16 protein-coding genes are annotated in these 16,650 nt (G+C 72.0%); 10 read left to right on the top strand and 6 right to left on the bottom strand.

Going from position 1 to position 16,650, the window contains the following annotated elements:
• Position 1 precedes the first annotated feature (1 nt).
• Positions 2-730 carry a lysophospholipid acyltransferase family protein gene (locus G5V58_RS06940; protein ID WP_165230286.1) on the bottom strand — a complete coding sequence of 243 codons (729 nt, stop codon included), beginning with the start codon at positions 728-730 and terminating at the stop codon, positions 2-4.
• 76 nt (positions 731-806) lie between these two features.
• On the opposite strand from G5V58_RS06940, the gene G5V58_RS06935 reads away from it, so the two are divergent.
• Entirely contained in the window at positions 807-1,250 is a 444-nt protein-coding gene (locus G5V58_RS06935) for an NADH dehydrogenase subunit 6 (protein ID WP_165230283.1), read from the top strand.
• On the opposite strand, the gene G5V58_RS06930 is transcribed toward G5V58_RS06935, so the two are convergent.
• The 5 genes from G5V58_RS06930 to G5V58_RS06910 are packed head-to-tail and all read right to left on the bottom strand — an operon-like array spanning position 1,247 to position 5,211.
• Positions 1,247-2,302 carry an ROK family glucokinase gene (locus tag G5V58_RS06930; protein WP_230487144.1) on the bottom strand — a complete coding sequence of 352 codons (1,056 nt, stop codon included), beginning with the start codon at positions 2,300-2,302 and terminating at the stop codon, positions 1,247-1,249. The genes G5V58_RS06935 and G5V58_RS06930 overlap by 4 nt on opposite strands.
• A gap of 2 nt (positions 2,303-2,304) precedes the next feature.
• Entirely contained in the window at positions 2,305-3,246 is a 942-nt protein-coding gene (locus G5V58_RS06925; RefSeq protein WP_165230277.1) for an ROK family glucokinase, read from the bottom strand.
• Positions 3,243-3,587, bottom strand: a complete 345-nt coding sequence (locus tag G5V58_RS06920; RefSeq protein WP_165230274.1) for a hypothetical protein — start codon at positions 3,585-3,587, stop codon at positions 3,243-3,245. The genes G5V58_RS06925 and G5V58_RS06920 overlap by 4 nt, the downstream gene beginning before the upstream one ends.
• Complete coding sequence (locus tag G5V58_RS06915; RefSeq protein ID WP_165230271.1) at positions 3,584-4,768, bottom strand: ArsA family ATPase; 1,185 nt, start codon at positions 4,766-4,768, stop codon at positions 3,584-3,586. The genes G5V58_RS06920 and G5V58_RS06915 overlap by 4 nt, the downstream gene beginning before the upstream one ends.
• A gap of 5 nt (positions 4,769-4,773) precedes the next feature.
• On the bottom strand, positions 4,774-5,211 hold the full coding sequence (locus G5V58_RS06910; protein WP_165230269.1) for an SRPBCC family protein: 438 nt from the start codon (positions 5,209-5,211) through the stop codon (positions 4,774-4,776).
• Between the two features lie 109 nt (positions 5,212-5,320).
• Here G5V58_RS06910 and G5V58_RS06905 point away from each other — a divergent pair, with 109 nt between their 5' ends.
• The 9 genes from G5V58_RS06905 (at position 5,321) to G5V58_RS06865 (ending at position 16,471) form a co-directional block, all read left to right on the top strand.
• Positions 5,321-7,105, top strand: a complete 1,785-nt coding sequence (locus tag G5V58_RS06905) for an AMP-dependent synthetase/ligase (RefSeq protein WP_165230266.1) — start codon at positions 5,321-5,323, stop codon at positions 7,103-7,105.
• 420 nt (positions 7,106-7,525) lie between these two features.
• Complete coding sequence (cpaB, locus tag G5V58_RS06900; RefSeq protein ID WP_165230263.1) at positions 7,526-8,236, top strand: Flp pilus assembly protein CpaB; 711 nt, start codon at positions 7,526-7,528, stop codon at positions 8,234-8,236.
• Positions 8,237-8,248: 12 nt separating this feature from the next.
• Positions 8,249-9,436, top strand: coding sequence for an AAA family ATPase (locus G5V58_RS06895; protein ID WP_165230260.1), 1,188 nt, complete (start codon positions 8,249-8,251; stop codon positions 9,434-9,436).
• A 2-nt stretch (positions 9,437-9,438) separates the two neighbouring features.
• Positions 9,439-10,938: a CpaF family protein gene (locus tag G5V58_RS06890; RefSeq protein ID WP_165230257.1), complete on the top strand. Its 1,500-nt coding sequence runs from the start codon at positions 9,439-9,441 to the stop codon at positions 10,936-10,938.
• Positions 10,938-12,833 (top strand): type II secretion system F family protein, encoded by a 1,896-nt coding sequence (locus G5V58_RS06885; protein WP_165230254.1) that lies wholly within the window; start codon positions 10,938-10,940, stop codon positions 12,831-12,833. The genes G5V58_RS06890 and G5V58_RS06885 overlap by 1 nt, the downstream gene beginning before the upstream one ends.
• A 1-nt stretch (position 12,834) precedes the next feature.
• The gene (locus G5V58_RS06880; RefSeq protein WP_165230251.1) at positions 12,835-13,761 is read left to right on the top strand and encodes a type II secretion system F family protein; all 927 of its coding nucleotides are present in this window, start codon (positions 12,835-12,837) and stop codon (positions 13,759-13,761) included.
• 10 nt (positions 13,762-13,771) lie between these two features.
• On the top strand, positions 13,772-15,364 hold the full coding sequence (locus G5V58_RS06875; protein ID WP_165230248.1) for a sensor histidine kinase: 1,593 nt from the start codon (positions 13,772-13,774) through the stop codon (positions 15,362-15,364).
• Positions 15,361-16,017, top strand: coding sequence for a response regulator transcription factor (locus G5V58_RS06870; RefSeq protein WP_165230245.1), 657 nt, complete (start codon positions 15,361-15,363; stop codon positions 16,015-16,017). The genes G5V58_RS06875 and G5V58_RS06870 overlap by 4 nt, the downstream gene beginning before the upstream one ends.
• A 244-nt stretch (positions 16,018-16,261) precedes the next feature.
• On the top strand, positions 16,262-16,471 hold the full coding sequence (locus G5V58_RS06865; protein ID WP_165230242.1) for a Flp family type IVb pilin: 210 nt from the start codon (positions 16,262-16,264) through the stop codon (positions 16,469-16,471).
• Positions 16,472-16,650 lie beyond the last annotated feature (179 nt).

Genomic DNA, 16,650 nt, shown 5'->3' with positions numbered 1-16,650 from the left:
GCTACGACGCCTTCTTCTGCTCGTCGGCGGGCGCCGAGGAGCCGTCGGTCGCCTTCTTGGACTCCTCCTTGGCGCGGGAGGCGTACATGTCGACGTACTCCTGACCGGAGAGCCGCATGATCTCGTACATGATCTCGTCGGTGATCGAGCGCAGGATGTAGCGGTCGTTCTCCATGCCCTCGTAGCGCGAGAAGTCCAGCGGCTTGCCGAAGCGCACGATCGGGCGGGTGAACTTGCCGAAGGTCTGGCCGGGCGGGGCGACCACGTCGGTGCCGACCACGGCCACCGGGACGACCGGGACCTTGGCCTCGAGGGCCAGGCGGGCCACGCCGGTCTTGCCGCGGTAGAGCCGGCCGTCGTGGGAGCGGGTGCCCTCGGGGTAGATGCCGAACAGCTCGCCGGCGTCCAGGATGCGCTTGGCCGCGGACAGCGCGCCCTCGGCGGCGCTGGCGCCGGAGCGGTCGATGGGGACCTGGCCGGCCCCGGAGAAGAACTTCTTCTGGAACCAGCCCTTGATGCCCGGGGTGTTGAAGTACTCCGCCTTGGCCACGAACGTCACGCGCCGCGGCAGCGTGAGCGGCATGAACATCCAGTCGGAGTACGACAGGTGGTTGCTGGCGAGGATCGCGGGGCCGGTGGCGGGGACGTGCTCGGCCCCGGTCACCTGGGGCCGGAAGACGAGCCGGAGCCACGGGCCGAGCGCTACCCACTTGAGGAACCAGTAGAACACCCAGCGACCCCCTCGAGACCGATCCCGCAAACCCGTCGAAGCCTAACCCCCTCCCCGTTCGGCGTACGCTCGTCCCGTGCAGCGCGACAGCGACGAGGACGCCTGGCGCGCCATCGTCGAGAACTACGGCGACCGGGTCGAGCTGGACGACGACCCCGTCGACCAGTCGCCTGCGCAGCCGGGCGCCGACGCCGGTCGCGAGGAGCGGCTCGAGCGGCTCTTCCGGCCCCTGCCGCAGCCCGCGGAGGCCCGCGAGCCGGTCCAGGAGGACCCCGAGGACGCCTTCGTCCCGCCGCCCCCGCCGCCGCTGCCCACGGTCGCGCCGGACCGGATGGTGGCCTGGGGCGGGCTGTTCGGCTCGCCGTCGGTGCTGCTGATCTGCCTCATCCTCGGCGTGCACCTGCCGCCGTGGCTGGGCTACCTCCTGGTGGCGGCCTTCATCGGCGGCTTCGTCTACCTGGTCGTGCACATGCCGCGCGGCGAGGACGTCGACCCCTGGGACGACGGCGCGCGGCTCTAGAGCTCGTCGCGGACGCCGAACCAGCGCCCCCGGCGGTCCCGGCGGCGGTCCGCCCGACGCGAGCGGCGGGCGGCCGAGCGGGCCATGTCGGCGGCGCCGATGAAGCCGGCCTGCGGCCCGAGGACGGCGGGTACGACGGGCGGCTCGGCCCGGTAGCCGCGGCCGACCAGGTGCCGCACCATCGAGTCGCGGGTGGGGGCCAGCAGCAGCTCGCCGGCGTCGGAGACCCCGCCGCCGATGATGACCGCGCTGGGGTCGAAGGCCGCGACCAGCCCGGCCACGCCGGTGCCGAGCCAGCGGCCGACGTCGGCGATCAGCTCGACCGAGATGGGGTCGCCCGCCTGGGCGGCCGCGGTGACCTGCGGGCCGCTCAGCTGGTCCGGGTCGTCGCCGCACAGCTCGCGCAGCGCGTGGGCCATCGGCGAGCGGGCCACGACCAGCTCGCGGGCCTCGCGCTCGAGGGCGTTGCCGGAGGCGTACTGCTCCCAGCAGCCCCGGTTGCCGCACGGGCAGCGGTGGCCGTCGGGCACGACCTGCATGTGGCCGAACTCGCCGGCCATGCCGTTGGCGCCGCGGTAGACCCGGCCGTCCAGCACGATCGCGCCGCCGATGCCGGTGCCGAGCGTGATGCACAGGACGAAGCGGTGACCGACGCCCGCGCCGAAGCGCGACTCCCCCAGCGCGGTGGTGTTGGCGTCGTTGTCGACCACGACCGGGATCGACATCCGGGCGGTCAGCCGGTCGCGCAGCGGCTCGTCGCGCCAGGCGAGGTGCGGGGAGAACATCACCGTGGACCGGCTCGCGTCGACGAAGCCGGCCGCGCCGACGCCGACCGCGGCGACGTCGTACTGCTGCTGGAAGCCCTGGACCAGATCGACGATGGTGTCCTCGACCAGCGCGACGTCGTGGCCGGTCGTGGGCCGGCGCTGCACCTCGACGACCGAGCCGTGCGAGTCGACGACGCCGGCGAGGATCTTGGTGCCGCCGATGTCCACGCCGACGGTGAGCGGGTCCCAGCGAGGGACCCGGGTACGCCGGGCCGGTGCGGCCACCGTCACCGCCGGGCCAGGTCGGCCGCGCCGATCAGGCCGGCCCGGTTGCCCAGCCGGGCCTTGCGGATCTCCAGCACGGGTCGGTGCCCGCGGCCGGTGAGCTGGGACTGGAACGCCGCGCGCACCGGGGTGATGAGCAGGTCACCGGCCTCGCTGACGCCTCCGCCGAGGACCACGACGGCCGGGTCGAGCACGGCGGTGAGCGAGGCGATGCCCTCGCCCAGCCAGCGGCCCAGCCCGGCCAGCTGCTCGGTGGCGAAGGGGTCGCCGGCCCGGGCGGCCTCGGTGATGAGCGGCCCGGTGATCTGGTCGGGGTCGCCGCCGGCGAGGTCCAGCAGCCCCTGCGCCAGCAGCGAGCCGGCCCGGGCGGCCGCGCGGGCGTCGCGGACCAGGGCGCTGCCGCTGGCGTACTGCTCGAAGCAGCCGCGGTTGCCGCAGCCGCACAGGATGCCGTCGGGCACGACCCGCATGTGGCCGATCTCGGCGCCGATGCCGAAGGCGCCGCGCAGCAGCTCGCCGTCGTGGACGATGCCGCCGCCGATGCCGGTGCCCACCGTGACCAGCAGCAGGTCGTCGACGTCGTGGCCGGCGCCGAAGGTGAACTCGCCCCAGGCGGCCGCGTTGGCGTCGTTCTCCACCACGACCGGGAGGTCGACCAGCGCCTCGAGGTCGGCCTTGAGGCTGACGTCGCGCCAGGCGATGTTGGGCGCGAACCGGACCGTCGAGCGGGCCTTGTCGATGTAGCCCGCCGCCCCGACCCCGACCGCGGCGATCTCGTGGCGGCTCTTGAGCTCGGTGACCAGGTGCTCGATGGCCTTCTCGATGGCCTCGGCGTCGGTCGCGGGCGACTCGACGCGCAGCTCCTCGACGATCGAGCCGTCCTCGTCGACCACGCCGCCGAGGATCTTGGTGCCGCCGACGTCGACGCCGCACGCGAGGGTCACGAGAGGTCCTCCCCGTCCGGGTCGCCGTCGAGGTCGATGGTCTGCACGCGCGGCTGCGCGGGCGGTGGCGTGGTGCCCGCCGCGCTCAGCAGGCCGGCCGCGGCCTGGAGGAACGACGACGCGGCGGTGGTCAGCTGGGCCTTGAGCTCCGGGCTGGCGTTGCGCACGGCGTGGACCGTGCGGCACACGGGGCAGTAGAGGCACTCGGTGCTGCCGGTGGCCAGGTGCTCGTCGACGTCCCCGACGTGCTCACCGGCCCAGTCGGCCAGCGCCCCGAACAGCTTGGCCGCCTCCTCGCCGACGCTGCCGACCGGCTCGTCGCCGGAGGGTCCCTCACTCATCCGACCGCCTCGCTCGCCGGGTCGCGGAACGTCACCTGCAGCACCCCGTCATCATCGACGCGCGCCCCGGCGACCCGCAGCCGGGCCAGTCCCTGGGGCAGCGTCAGCAGGCGGCGGTAGGAGCCGACGGTGACGACCAGCTCGTCCCCGCTGCGGGCGAGGTGGACCTGGTCGCGCGTGACGAACGGCAACCGGAGCCGCAGCCGGACGCCGCCGGTCTCGGTGACCACCTCGAACGGACTGCGCACGCCGCCGCGCCCGAGCGGGTCGCTCCCGGCGTACAGGTCGCGGGCCAGGTCCCCCAGCGCCTCAACGCCGACCGGCTCGCCGGGGCGGTACTCCGAGCGCCACAGCGGCACGCCCGCGAACGACTCCTCCACCTGACCGAGGACCTCGTCCTGGGCCAGGACCCAGCCGGCGCGCCAGTCGTCGGCGCCCTCGGAGGGGAAGACCCGGTTGGCCACGACGCCGTCGACGCGGTAGCCGAACAGCGACAGCGTCGTGTACGCGCGGCGCGCCTCGGCCAGCACCACGGCCTCGGGCGTGAGCACGATCCGCACGCTGGCGTCCGGCCCGGACAGCAGGGCGCGCACCTCCTCGAGCTCGGCGTGCAGGCGCTGGACGGCGTCGAAGACGCCCCCACCCGGCATGGGCACGCCCGCCGCGCGGCTCAGCACCGGGCGCAGGGCCTTGACCACCTTCTGCTGGACCGGGAAGACGCGCTGCATGTACCAGCCCAGGGCCTCGGGCAGCGCCAGCAGCCGCAGCGTCTCCGCGGTCGGCGCACAGTCCACGACCACCACGTCCCAGTCGTCGGAAAGGACCTGGACCCGCAGCTCGAGCAGGGCCAGCACCTCCTCGGCACCGGGGATGACCGTCAGCTCCTCGGCGGCCACCGGGTCCATGCCCGTGGTGTCCAGGACCGAGAGCAGGTAGCCCTGGATCTCGGCCCAGGACTGCTCGAAGCGCAGTTGGGCGTCGACCTGCTGGACGAAGAGCCGCTCGGCCACCTGGGTCGGCTCCGGGCCGACCGGTGCGCCGAAGGCATCGGAGAGGGAGTGCGCCGCGTCGGTGGACAGCACGAGGGTGCGCTGGCCCGAGGCGGCGGCGAGGGCGGCGGTCCCGGCGGCCACGGTGGACTTGCCGACACCGCCCTTGCCGGTGAAGAGGAGGATGCGCAAAGGGGCTACCCGAGCGACTCGACGCGCTTCTTCAGCCCCTTCAGCGCGGTGTCGATGAGGATCTTCTCGCCCTTGCGCTTGAGCATGCCGATGAGCGGGATGGAGACGTCGAGGGCGAGCCGGTAGTTCACCTCGGTGCTGCCGCCGAGGTCGCGCAGCACGTAGGCGCCGTCCAGCGCGCGCAGCATCTTGCCCTCGACGAGGGTCCACGTGACCTCGCGGTCGCCGTCCCAGTCGTAGGACAGCGTGTACTCGTCCTTGATCGGGCTCACGTCGAGGGCGAAGAACACCTCGCGGGCCCGCCCGTCGTCGTACGACGAGCGCGTCTCGGCCTGGGTCACGCCCTTGGCCCACTGGGGGTAGGCGTCGAAGTCGGCGATGACGTCCATGACCGCCGCCGGCGGCGCGTCGACCGTGATGGAGGACGTCGTCTGCTCCGCCACCGATACCCCCTGCGCGCTGGTCCTGCCCTGGTCGTGCTCCGGTCCTCCGACTCGGCTTGCGAGCGTACCGGATCGACGCCCTCTCGTTGCCCGGCGGTAACGTGCGGCCGTGCGCGAGTACTCCACGCCGTCGACCATGGAGCCGCCGACCTCGGGGAACCTCACCGACGACGTGGTCACCAACGCGCGCGACCACGGCTCCGACGAGGTGTTCAGCCGGCCCGGGCCGGACGGCTGGACCGGCGTCACCGCCGCCCGGTTCCGCGACGAGGTCGCCGCCGTCGCCCAGGGGCTCATCGCCTCCGGCATCGAGCCGGGCGACCGGGTCGCGCTGATCTCCAAGACGCGCTACGAGTGGACGCTGTTCGACTACGCGATCTGGTTCGCCGGGGCCGTGACCGTGCCGGTCTACGAGACGTCCTCGGCCGAGCAGGTGCAGTGGATCCTCGAGGACTCCGGTGCCCGCGCCGTCGTCGCCGAGACGCCCGAGCACGTCGCCCGCATCACCGAGGTCCGCGCCGACCTCACCGAGCTCAACCACGTCTGGTCGCTGACCGACAACGCCGTGGACATCCTCAGCCGGCTCGGGCAGGACATCCCCGAGGCCACCCTCGAGGAGCGCCGGACCGCCGCCGGTCCCTCGGACCTCGCGACGCTGATCTACACCTCCGGCACCACCGGGCGCCCCAAGGGCTGCATGCTCACCCACGGCAACTTCATGGTCGAGCTCGGCGTGGCCGTCGGCGAGCTGGACCGGCTGTTCGAGACCGAGGACTCCTCCACCCTGCTCTTCCTGCCGCTGGCCCACGTGTTCGCGCGGATCATCCAGATCGGCTGCGTGAAGTCGCGGACCCGCCTCGGGCACAGCGCCGACATCAAGAACCTGGTCGCGGACCTGCAGGCCTTCCGCCCGACGTTCGTGCTCGCCGTACCCCGGGTGTTCGAGAAGGTCTTCAACACCGCCTCCCAGCGCGCCACCGCCGACGGCCGCGGCGGCATCTTCGACCGCGCCGCCGAGGTCGCGATGGCCTACTCCCGCGGCGTGGAGAAGGGCAAGGTCCCGTTCCGGGTCCGCGCCCAGCACGCCGTGTTCTCGCGGCTGGTCTACGGCAAGCTGCGCGACGCCCTCGGCGGCCGGTGCGAGTACGCCGTCTCCGGCGGCGCCCCGCTCGGCGAGCGTCTCGGCCACTTCTACCGCGGGATCGGCGTCACCGTGCTCGAGGGCTACGGCCTGACCGAGACCACCGCCGCCCTCACCGTGAACCTCCCGGACGCCGTCAAGATCGGCACCGTCGGCCGCCCGCTGCCCGGCACCGCCGTCCGCGTCGCCGAGGACGGCGAGCTGCTCTTCCAGGGCGGCCAGGTCTTCACCGGCTACTGGCACGAAGACCAGGCCACCGCCGAGGTCCTCGAGAGCGACGGCTGGTTCCACACCGGCGACGTCGGCGAGGTCGACGACGAGGGCTTCGTCCGGATCACCGGCCGCAAGAAGGAGATCCTCGTGACCGCCGGCGGCAAGAACGTCGCCCCTGCCGTCCTCGAGGACCGCGTCCGCGCCCACGCCCTGGTCGACCAGTGCCTCGTCGTCGGCGACGGCCAGCCCTTCATCGCCGCCCTGGTCACCCTCGACCGCGAGGCCCTCGACGCCTGGGCCGACCAGCACGGCAAGACCCACAAGATCGAGCAGCTCGTCGACGACCCCGACCTCAACGCCGCCATCCAGGACGCCGTCGACGACGCCAACAGGGCCGTCTCCAAGGCCGAGTCGATCCGCAAGTTCCGGATCCTCGTCGACGAGTGGACCGAGGAGGGCGGTCAGCTGACCCCCAGCCTCAAGCTCAAGCGCAACGTCGTGATGCGCGAGAACAAGGACGACGTCGCTGGGTTGTACTGACCGGGCCTCCGGCACGGTCTGCTCGTCGCGCTGTCATCGAACCGTCCCGGGTGCCGCCGTCGCGCGCTGCGTGCGCAGCACGCACTCCACGCGCGACGGCGGCACCCGGGACGGTTCGGCGCGACGAGCGTGGTGGTGGAGTCCGGTGTCGACCCTCGCCGTCGGGCTGAGCCTCCGCCGTTCGAAGCATCGCTCTGACCTGCAGTGACCAGGCCGACCTGGCCCGTCCAGGCGGCTGGCGCGCTGACGCATCTCCCGTCCCACGAGTTCCGGCAAAACGCGTACGGGCGGGGCGGCTCGTTCCTAGAGTTCTAGACCGAGGGACAGCACTCGTGGGACAGGGGCTGGTCGGCAGATCAGCCTGCCTCCCCGTGGGACGGAAAGGTCTGGTCGATGGACCGACGCAGGATTCTCTTGGTCGTGGCCGTGCTGGTGGCAGCACTGGGCTCGGCCCTCGTCTTCCTCTACACCAAGGGTGCCGACACCCGGGCGGAGAAGAAGTTCGACACCGTCGAGGTGCTCCGCGCGACCGCGCAGATCAACCCGGGTGAGACGTTCGAGGACGCGCAGGCGGCCGGCAAGCTGGCCCTGCAGGCGGTGTCGCAGGACTCGCTGCTCGACGGCTACCAGACCACGACGGACTCCCTGGGCGGGACCGTGGCGCTGGGCACGATCTACCCCGGTGAGCAGATCATCGCGGCGAAGTTCGGGACCTCGGCGGCCGTGCAGACCAGCCTGCAGATCCCGGACGGGATGATGGCCAAGTCGATCAACCTCACCGACCCGGGTCGCGTGGCCGGCTTCGTCAACCCCGGCTCGACCGTGGCGGTCTTCTACTCCGGCACCGACCAGGCCAGCGGCCAGCCGTTCACGCGGCTGCTGCTGGACAAGGTGACGGTGCTCGGCGTCGGCTCGACCACCCCGGTCTCCACCACGACGACCGACCAGACGGGCATCGCGACCACCGAGCAGCTCCCCCGCACGCTGATCACGCTGGCCCTGTCGCAGAAGCAGGTCGAGCAGACCACCTGGGCCGAGTCGAACGGCGAGCTCTCCTTCGCGCTCCTGACCGACAAGAGCGAGGTGCAGCCGGACACCGCCGGCATGGACGCCACGACCCTCTTCAAGTGAGGAACCCCCCACATGCCCGTCGTCGTTGACCCCGACCCGATGATCGTGGAGTCCCTGCTGGCGTCCATGCCGGCCGGGGCCCACGGCGTCGAGTCGATCGACCGCCTCTCCGCGTGGCTCGGGTCGCACAGCGAGGAGTACGTCGTCCTCCTGGGCCCGACGCTCACCGACGAGGACTCGGTCCTCACCTGCGAGGCGCTGCGCACCACGCACCCCGCCATCAGCACGATCCTGGTCCGCGAGACCCTGGACGGCGAGCTGCTGGCCGCGGCGATGCGGGCCGGCGCGCGCGACGTGGTCCACGTCAGCGACACCACCACGCTGGCCGTCGCGCTCAACCGCGCCCTCGAGCTGTACGTCGCGCTGCGCGGCCCCAGCGGCGGTCTGCACGTCAGCAAGGTCATCGCGGTCTTCTCCCCCAAGGGCGGCGTCGGCAAGACCACGCTCTCGGTCAACCTCGCCCTCGCCCTCACCGAGAAGGGCGCGCGCCGGGTGTGCCTGGTCGACCTCGACCTGGCCTTCGGCGACGTGGCCATCACCATGCAGCTGTTCCCGACGCACTCGATCGAGCAGGCGATCGGCTCCGAGGACTCCCTCGACATCGAGATGCTCGACGGGCTGCTCACCCGGCACCAGGACTCGCTCATGGTGCTCGCCGCTCCCCCGCACCCGGACACCCGCGAGCGGGTCACGCCGCTGCTGGTCTCCAAGATCATCCGGACCCTGCGCGAGACCTTCGACTACGTCGTCATCGACACCGCGCCGGCCTTCGACGAGCAGGTCCTCACCGCCCTCGACGAGACCGACGAGGTCGTGCTGGTCACCACCCTCGACGTACCGACGCTGAAGAACGTCAAGGTCGCTGTCGAGACCTTCGACGCCCTCCACATCGCCCGCGACAACCGACACCTGGTGCTCAACCGCGCGGACGACGAGGTGGGCATCAACGCCGACAAGGTCGAGGGCATCCTCGGCATGAGCGTGGACGCCCAGATCGTGAGCTCCCTCGAGATCGCCGCGGCGACCAACGCCGGCAGCCCGGTGATCGTGGCCGACCCCGAGCACCAGATGAGCCAGGCGGTCAAGCAGCTGGCGAGCGCCCTGGCCGGCGAGATGATCGGACACCTCGGCGCCGACGCACCCGCCCCGCAGAGCGAGCCCGAGTCGCGCGGCCGCCGCCTGAAGAGGAGCCGCAAGTAGCCATGAGCCTTGCCGACCGTCTGGCCGCCGCCCGCGAGGCGCGCGGCGACTCCCTCACCGACGAGATCCCCGACGACGAGCTCGTGCCCGCCGGCGCGGAGCCCGCCCCCGCCGGCGGCGGCGGCAAGCGGCGTGCGGACACGACCGCCGTGGCCGCACCGACGCCTCCCCCGGCCCCCAAGCCCGTCGCGCCCGAGGCGCCGCGGGCGGCCCGCGCCAACGCGCAGCAGCAGGACCGCATCGAGGAGCTCAAGAGCAGCGTCCACGTCCAGCTGCTGCAGCAGATGGGCCCGCGGCTCTACGACTCGGAGATGGACCAGAACGAGCTCGACAACGAGGTCCGCAAGATCCTCGCCGACGTGCTCGGCTCCCAGGACCGGCCGCTCAGCAACAGCGACCGCACCCGGGTCACCCAGGAGATCAGCGACGACATCCTGGGCTACGGGCCGATCGAGCCCTACCTGCGCGACCCGGACGTCTCCGAGATCATGGTCAACGGCTACGCCAGCATCTGGCTGGAGAAGTCGGGCCGCCTGACGCCGGCGCCCGCGCAGTTCAGCGACGAGGCGCACCTGCGCCGGACCATCGACAAGATCGTGTCCCGCATCGGTCGCCGCGTCGACGAGTCCAGCCCGATGGTCGACGCCCGCCTCCCCGACGGCAGCCGCGTCAACGCGGTCGTGCCGCCGCTGGCGGTGGACGGCTCGGCGCTGACCATCCGCAAGTTCGCCGCCGACCCGCTGACCGTGCAGAACCTCATCGACTTCGGCTCGCTCAGCCCCCGCACCGCGGAGTTCCTCGACGCCTGCGTCCGCGGCCGGCTCAACATCATCGTCTCCGGCAGCACCGGCGCCGGCAAGACGACGACGCTGAACGTCCTCTCGTCGTTCATCCCGAACGACGAGCGCATCGTGACCATCGAGGACGCCGCCGAGCTCCAGCTCAAGCAGGACCACGTCGTCCGGCTCGAGTCGCGTCCGGCCAACATCGAGGGCAAGGGCTCGGTCACCATCCGAGACCTGGTGAAGAACAGCCTGCGCATGCGGCCCGACCGCATCGTCGTCGGTGAGGTCCGCGACGCCTCCGCGCTCGACATGCTGCAGGCGATGAACACCGGCCACGACGGCTCGATCACCACCCTGCACTCCAACGGTCCCCGCGACACCCTGGCCCGCATGGAGACGCTGGTCCTCATGGCCGGCATGGACCTGCCGGTCCGCGCCATCCGCGAGCAGGTCGCCTCCGCCGTCGACCTGATCGTGCACCAGACCCGCTTCAAGGACGGCACGCGCCGCATCACCCACGTCACCGAGGTGGAGAAGATGGAGGGCGACATCATCACCCTCCAGGACATCTTCCTGTGGGACGGCAGCCGCGGCTTCGACTCCGACGGCCGCACCCTGGGTCGCCTGGCCGCGACCGGTCTCCGCCCGAAGTTCCTCGAGAAGATGGCCTACGCCAACGTGACCGTGGACCCCCTCATCTTCGCCCCGGAGCGCTGATGGCCCTCCGCACCCTGACCCGCGTCGCCGCCGGTCTCCTGGCCGCCGGCCTGGGCCTGGCGCCGACCGCCGCGTTCGCCGCCGACGCCTCCATCAGCCACGTCGAGACCAAGCCGGGCTCGGTCCAGCTGCTGGTCTCGGTCCCGGCCGACGCCGACGTCGACCTGGACAAGGTGACGGTCACCGTCGACGGCCAGCAGGCCGCCGCGACGGCCGAGCCGGCCGGCGAGGACAACACCGTGCGTCGTACGGCGGTGCTCGCGATCGACACCAGCATGTCGATGAAGGGCAGCCGGTTCGACGCCGCCAAGGTCGCCGCCCAGGAGTTCCTCACCAGCGTCCCGGCCGACGTCTTCGTCGGCATCGTGACCTTCGCGGGCGACGTCACGACCGTCCTCGAGCCGACGACCGACCGCGGGGCGGCGCAGGCCGCGCTCAGCGGCCTGACCCTCAGCAAGCAGACGCGCCTCTACGACGGCGTCGTCCAGGCCGTCTCCGAGGCCGGCACCGACGGTCAGCGCAGCCTGCTGGTGCTCTCCGACGGCGCGGACACCAGCACGACGCCGATCGACGACGCCACCCAGGCCATCAAGGACGGCGAGGTCCTCACCGACGTCGTCGCCCTCGACCAGGACGGCAAGGCACTCGACGCCCTCCAGCAGCTGGCCACCGCCGGTGACGGCCAGGTCATCTCCTCCGACCCGGCCGCGCTGCAGGCGGCGTTCGCCGCGGAGGCCGACGTCCTGGCCCGCCAGGTCCTCGTCACGGCGACGCTGCCGTCCGGCTTCGCCAAGAGCGAGGCCCAGCTCAAGGTCACGCTGGCCACCTCGGCCGGCTCGGTGACCGCGGAGGCCTTCTCCAGCGTGGTGCCCGGCGCCGCGCCGCTGGTCCGCGAGACCGCCTGGACCCCGCCGTCCTGGGCGCTGTACGCCGGCCCGGTCGCGCTCGCCCTCGGCCTGGTGCTGGCCGTCGTCCTGCTCGCCCCGCGCAAGCAGCCGAAGCTCAGCGCCGAGGACCGGGTGACCCGCTACACCCAGGGCCAGGGCGCCGCCGCGGGCGACGGCGGGGGCGGCCTGCTCGGCGACACCGACGTCACCTTCGCCGCGGCCAAGGAGACGGCCGCCAACGTCCTGCGCCGCAACGAGGACCTCGACGCGCGGATCAGCGCCCGCCTCCAGGCGGCCGGCTCCGAGCTGAAGTCGTCGGAGTGGCTGCTCGTGCACGGCGCGATCTTCTTCCTGTCCGGCCTGCTCGGGCTGTTCCTCGGCGGCGGCAACCTGATCTTCGGCTTCCTCTTCATCGTGCTCGGCGCCGTGGGTCCGTGGTTCTACCTCGGCTTCCGGCGCTCGCGCCGGCGCAAGGCCTTCAACGCGAGCCTGCCCGACACCCTCCAGCTGATGTCCGGCTCCCTCGCCGCGGGCCTCTCGCTGGCCCAGTCCATCGACACCATCGTGCGTGAGGGCGCCGAGCCGATCGCCTCGGAGTTCCGCCGGGTGCTGGTCGAGACCCGGCTCGGCGTGACCCTCGAGGACGCGCTCGAGGGCGTGGGCGAGCGCTTCGACAGCAAGGACTTCGAGTGGGTCGTCATGGCCATCAAGATCCAGCGTCAGGTCGGCGGCAACCTGGCCGAGCTGCTCGACACCGTGGCCGCGACCATGCGCGAGCGGGAGTACGTGCGCCGTCAGGTGGCCGCCCTGGCCGCGGAAGGAAAGCTCTCCGCCTGGGTGTTGGGCGGCCTCCCGCCGCTGTTCATGATCTACCTTCTGTTGACGAACTACGACTACGTGATCGTCATGTTCCAGGAGCCTCTGGGCTGGGCGATGCTCGCGGGCGCCGCGACCATCCTCGGTGTCGGGGTCTTCTGGATGAGCCGACTGGTCAAGGTGGAGGTCTGAGGTGACCCTTCTCTTCGTGCTGGGCGTCGCCCTCGTGCTGCTGGCCATCGTGCTGGTCGGCTCGGCGCTGTCCAGCAGCGCCGAGGGAGGCGGGGTCAACCGCTCCCTCGCGGTGCTCGAGGCCATGACCAACGCTCCCAAGGAGATGACGCGGGAGCTCGACAAGCCCTTCGCCGAGCGGGTGCTCGCCCCCCTCCAGGCGCGGGCCACGAGGATCGGCCGCCGGATCTCCGGCGCCGACACCTCCGACCGGATCCGGCGCAAGCTCGACCTCGCCGGCAACCCGGCCGGGTGGACCGTCGACCGGGTCCTGTCCGGCAAGGTCATCGGCGCCGTGGTGGGCCTGTTCCTCGGCATCGTGTTCTCGCTGATGCTCGAGTCGCCGACGGTCAAGATCCTGGTCATCGTGGGCGGCGCCCTCGCAGGCTTCTTCGCCCCGAACATGTACCTCTACCAGAAGGCCCACGACCGCGCCGAGAAGCTGCAGAAGGAGCTGCCCGACGCGATCGACCTGCTGACCATCAGCGTGGAGTCCGGTCTCGGCTTCGACGCCGCCGTGCAGCAGGTCGCCCGCAACACCGAGGGCCCGCTCGCCGAGGAGTTCTCCCGCGTGCTGCGCGAGATGCAGATCGGCCAGGGTCGCGCCGACGCCCTGCGCGCCATGGGCGAGCGTGCCGACGTGGCGGACCTGCGCTCCTTCGTCGGCTCGATGGTCCAGGCGGACTCCTTCGGCATCCCCATCGCGCAGGTGCTGCGCGTACAGTCAGCCGAGATGCGCGTCAAGAGGCGCCAGCGGGCCGAGGAGAAGGCGCAGCAGGTCCCGGTGAAGATCACGATCCCGCTGATCTTCTGCATCCTGCCGACCCTGTTCATCGCGGTCATGGGACCGGCCGTGCTCAGCATCATGGACAGCTTCAGCAAGAAGTGAGCGCCGAGTGATGAGGGTCCGCGAACGCCAGCACGTCCGCCTCGCCGCTGCGGCGCGGGCGTTCGTGCTGATCGCGCTCCTCGGACCGGTGCTGTGGGCGCAGGACGCCGCGGCCCTGGTCGCCCTCATCGTCATCGGCGTCGTCTGGACGCTGACCACGCTGGCCGACTGGCGCCAGCGCCTGCCGGTGATGGTGCTCATCACCGTCGAGGCGGCCATGGTCGGCGCGGTCTGCGGCTTCACCCTGCACAGCTCGCTGGCCGTGCTGGGTGCGCTCGCCGTGCCGCCGTTCACCGCGGGTCTCTACCGCTCCCTGCAGGGCGTGGCCCTCGGGCTCTCGGCCGAGCTGACCGCGGTCGTGGTCCTCTCCTTCGTCTCCTACGACGGGCTGAGCACCCAGCAGGGCTTCGGCGCGTTCAGCTGGAGCATGACCGGCCTCGGCCTCGGCCTGGTCGGCACCTTCCTGCACTCCGCGCTGAACGAGAAGCCCGACCCGCTGGCGCCGTACCACTACGCGCAGGGGCTGATCCGGCAGCTCATCGACATCTCCGGCGGCCTGGACAACGGCCTGGACCCGGTGGCCCTCGGCGGCGCGATCCTGAGCGCCGTCCGCGACGACCTGCCGACCTCTGCGCTGGTCATCAGCGTCCCGCGCGGCGACACCCTCACTCCTCTCGTCACCAAGGCCATGGGGGCCCAGGTGAACATCAACGAGTGCGAGGACATCGCCGTCGAGGCGTGGGCGGTCGGGCTGCCCGTGCTGCACGACCACGTCTTCGCCTTCCCGCTCAACACCGAGGCCGGCACCACGGCGATCGTGGCCGGCGTGCTCTCCTCGCGCGTCGACCCGGCGCGCATCGGCGTCGAGGACCGGATCCGCAAGCTGATGCGACGCCTCGGTCCCAGCGCCGTCCACCTGGACACCGCACTGCTCTTCGCGGCGTTCCGCGACGCGGCCACCGCCGAGGAGCGGCGGCGCCTCTCCCGCGAGATGCACGACGGCGTCGCCCAGGACATCGCCTCGCTCGGCTACCTGGTCGACACCCTGCGGGTCGGGATCACCTCGCCCGAGCAGGCCGAGCGGATCGACATGCTGCGCGACCGGATCTCCGCGGTCGTCGCCGAGATCCGCCGGTCCGTGGTCACCCTGCGCACCAGCGTGGGCCAGAGCGAGAGCCTCGGCACCGCCATCGGCTCCATCGCCCGCAACCTCTCCGAGGTGTCCGGCGTACCGATCCACGTCACCCTCGACGAGCACACCCAGCGCCTGCGCGGCGAGGTCGAGGCCGAGCTGTTCCGCATCGCCCAGGAGGCGATGAACAACGCGGTCCGCCACGCGCAGGCCTCCGCGATCAACGTCCACTGCGTCGTGCACGCCCCGGAGGCCCTCATCACGGTCTCCGACAACGGCCGCGGCCTCCAGACCGCCCGGTCGACGTCGCACGGGCTGCACATCATGAAGGAGCGGGCCCTGCTCATCGGGGCCTCGCTCGAGATCGGCGAGACCCCGTCCGGTGGCCTGTCGGTCACCGTGCGGCTCGCCGGCGACGCCTCGTCCGACTCCCCCGTCCCGGACACCCTCCAAGAGAAGGTCACCGCATGAGCACCGCGACCCCCACCACGGTCCTCCTCGTCGACGACCACGAGCTCATCCGCAGCGGGCTCGCCGCCGTCTTCGACCTCGAGGAGGACATGACGATCGTCGCCCAGGCCGGCTCGGTCGTCGAAGCCCTCCGCACCTACGACGAGCTGCGGCCCGACGTCGTGGTCGCCGACCTGCAGCTCCAGGACGGCACCGGCCTCGACATCGTCCGCTCGATCCGCAAGGTCAGCAACACCACCGGCCTGGTCGTGCTCACCATGCACTCCGGCGACGACCAGATCTTCGCGGCCATGCAGGCCGGCGCCTCCGGCTTCGTCGGCAAGGACGCCCCCTCCGGCGAGGTCATCCGCGCCGCCCGCCACGCCGCGGTGTCCCCCCGCTCGTTCGTCTGCACCGGCCTGGTCGGCGCCATGATGCGCCGCAGCGCCGCCGAGTCCACGCGGCTCTCGGACCGCGAGCACGAGGTGCTCCTGCTGCTCGCCGACGGCCTCGGCGCCGCCCAGATCGGCGAGAAGCTGTACCTCAGCGAGTCGACCGCCAAGTCCCACATCGCGCGGATCTACCAGAAGCTCGGCGCCTCCAACCGCGCCCAGGCGCTCGTCACGGCCATGCGCATCGGACTGCTGTCCAGCGTGCGGCCCGTGGACAACTGACACCTGACCCTCCGCTCCTCCGACCGGCCCGTCGGCTCCCCTCCCGGGAGCCGGCGGGCCTCGTCGTGCGCCCGCGGCAGACGCGACCGGCGCGACCTCGCATAGTCCGAAATGACTACCCGAACCACCACACGGCTGGACTCGTCGGATTCGGCCTCGAAGGGGTCCCGCGCTCACCAGAATTGTTCTCACCGGGGCACCCCCGGCCCCGTCTCGTGGGACCCATCCTGAAGGAGAACCTCCAATGCTCGACTACCTCCGCATCATGCTGAACGCCCGCACCGCCAAGATGTCCGAGCGCGGCGCCTCCGCGGTCGAGTACGGCCTGCTGATCGCCGGCATCGCCGCCCTCATCGTCGTCGTCGTCTTCGCCTTCGGTGGCAGCCTCAAGGGCATCTTCACCGACACCTGCTCGAAGGTGACCGCGTCCGCGACCACCAAGAGCTGCAGCTGACCCGAGGTCCACTGCACCGGTTCTTCGGCACGGGGGGCTCCACCGGCTGCTGCGCGCAGCGCCGGTGGGGCCCTTCGGCTTGACCCGGGCGGTCCAGGATCCGGCCGGGTGCACCCCGCCGGTCAAGCGCAGGAAGAAGGTCCACGTTGACCCAACGGCTCCCCCGGCCCACGCGCCGG

It is taken from the genome of Nocardioides anomalus (assembly GCF_011046535.1).
In the GTDB taxonomy this organism is placed as follows: Bacteria; Actinomycetota; Actinomycetes; order Propionibacteriales; family Nocardioidaceae; genus Nocardioides; species Nocardioides anomalus.
The sequence above is the reverse complement of the archived record's forward strand: the minus strand, read 5'-3'. Positions and strand labels throughout refer to the sequence as shown.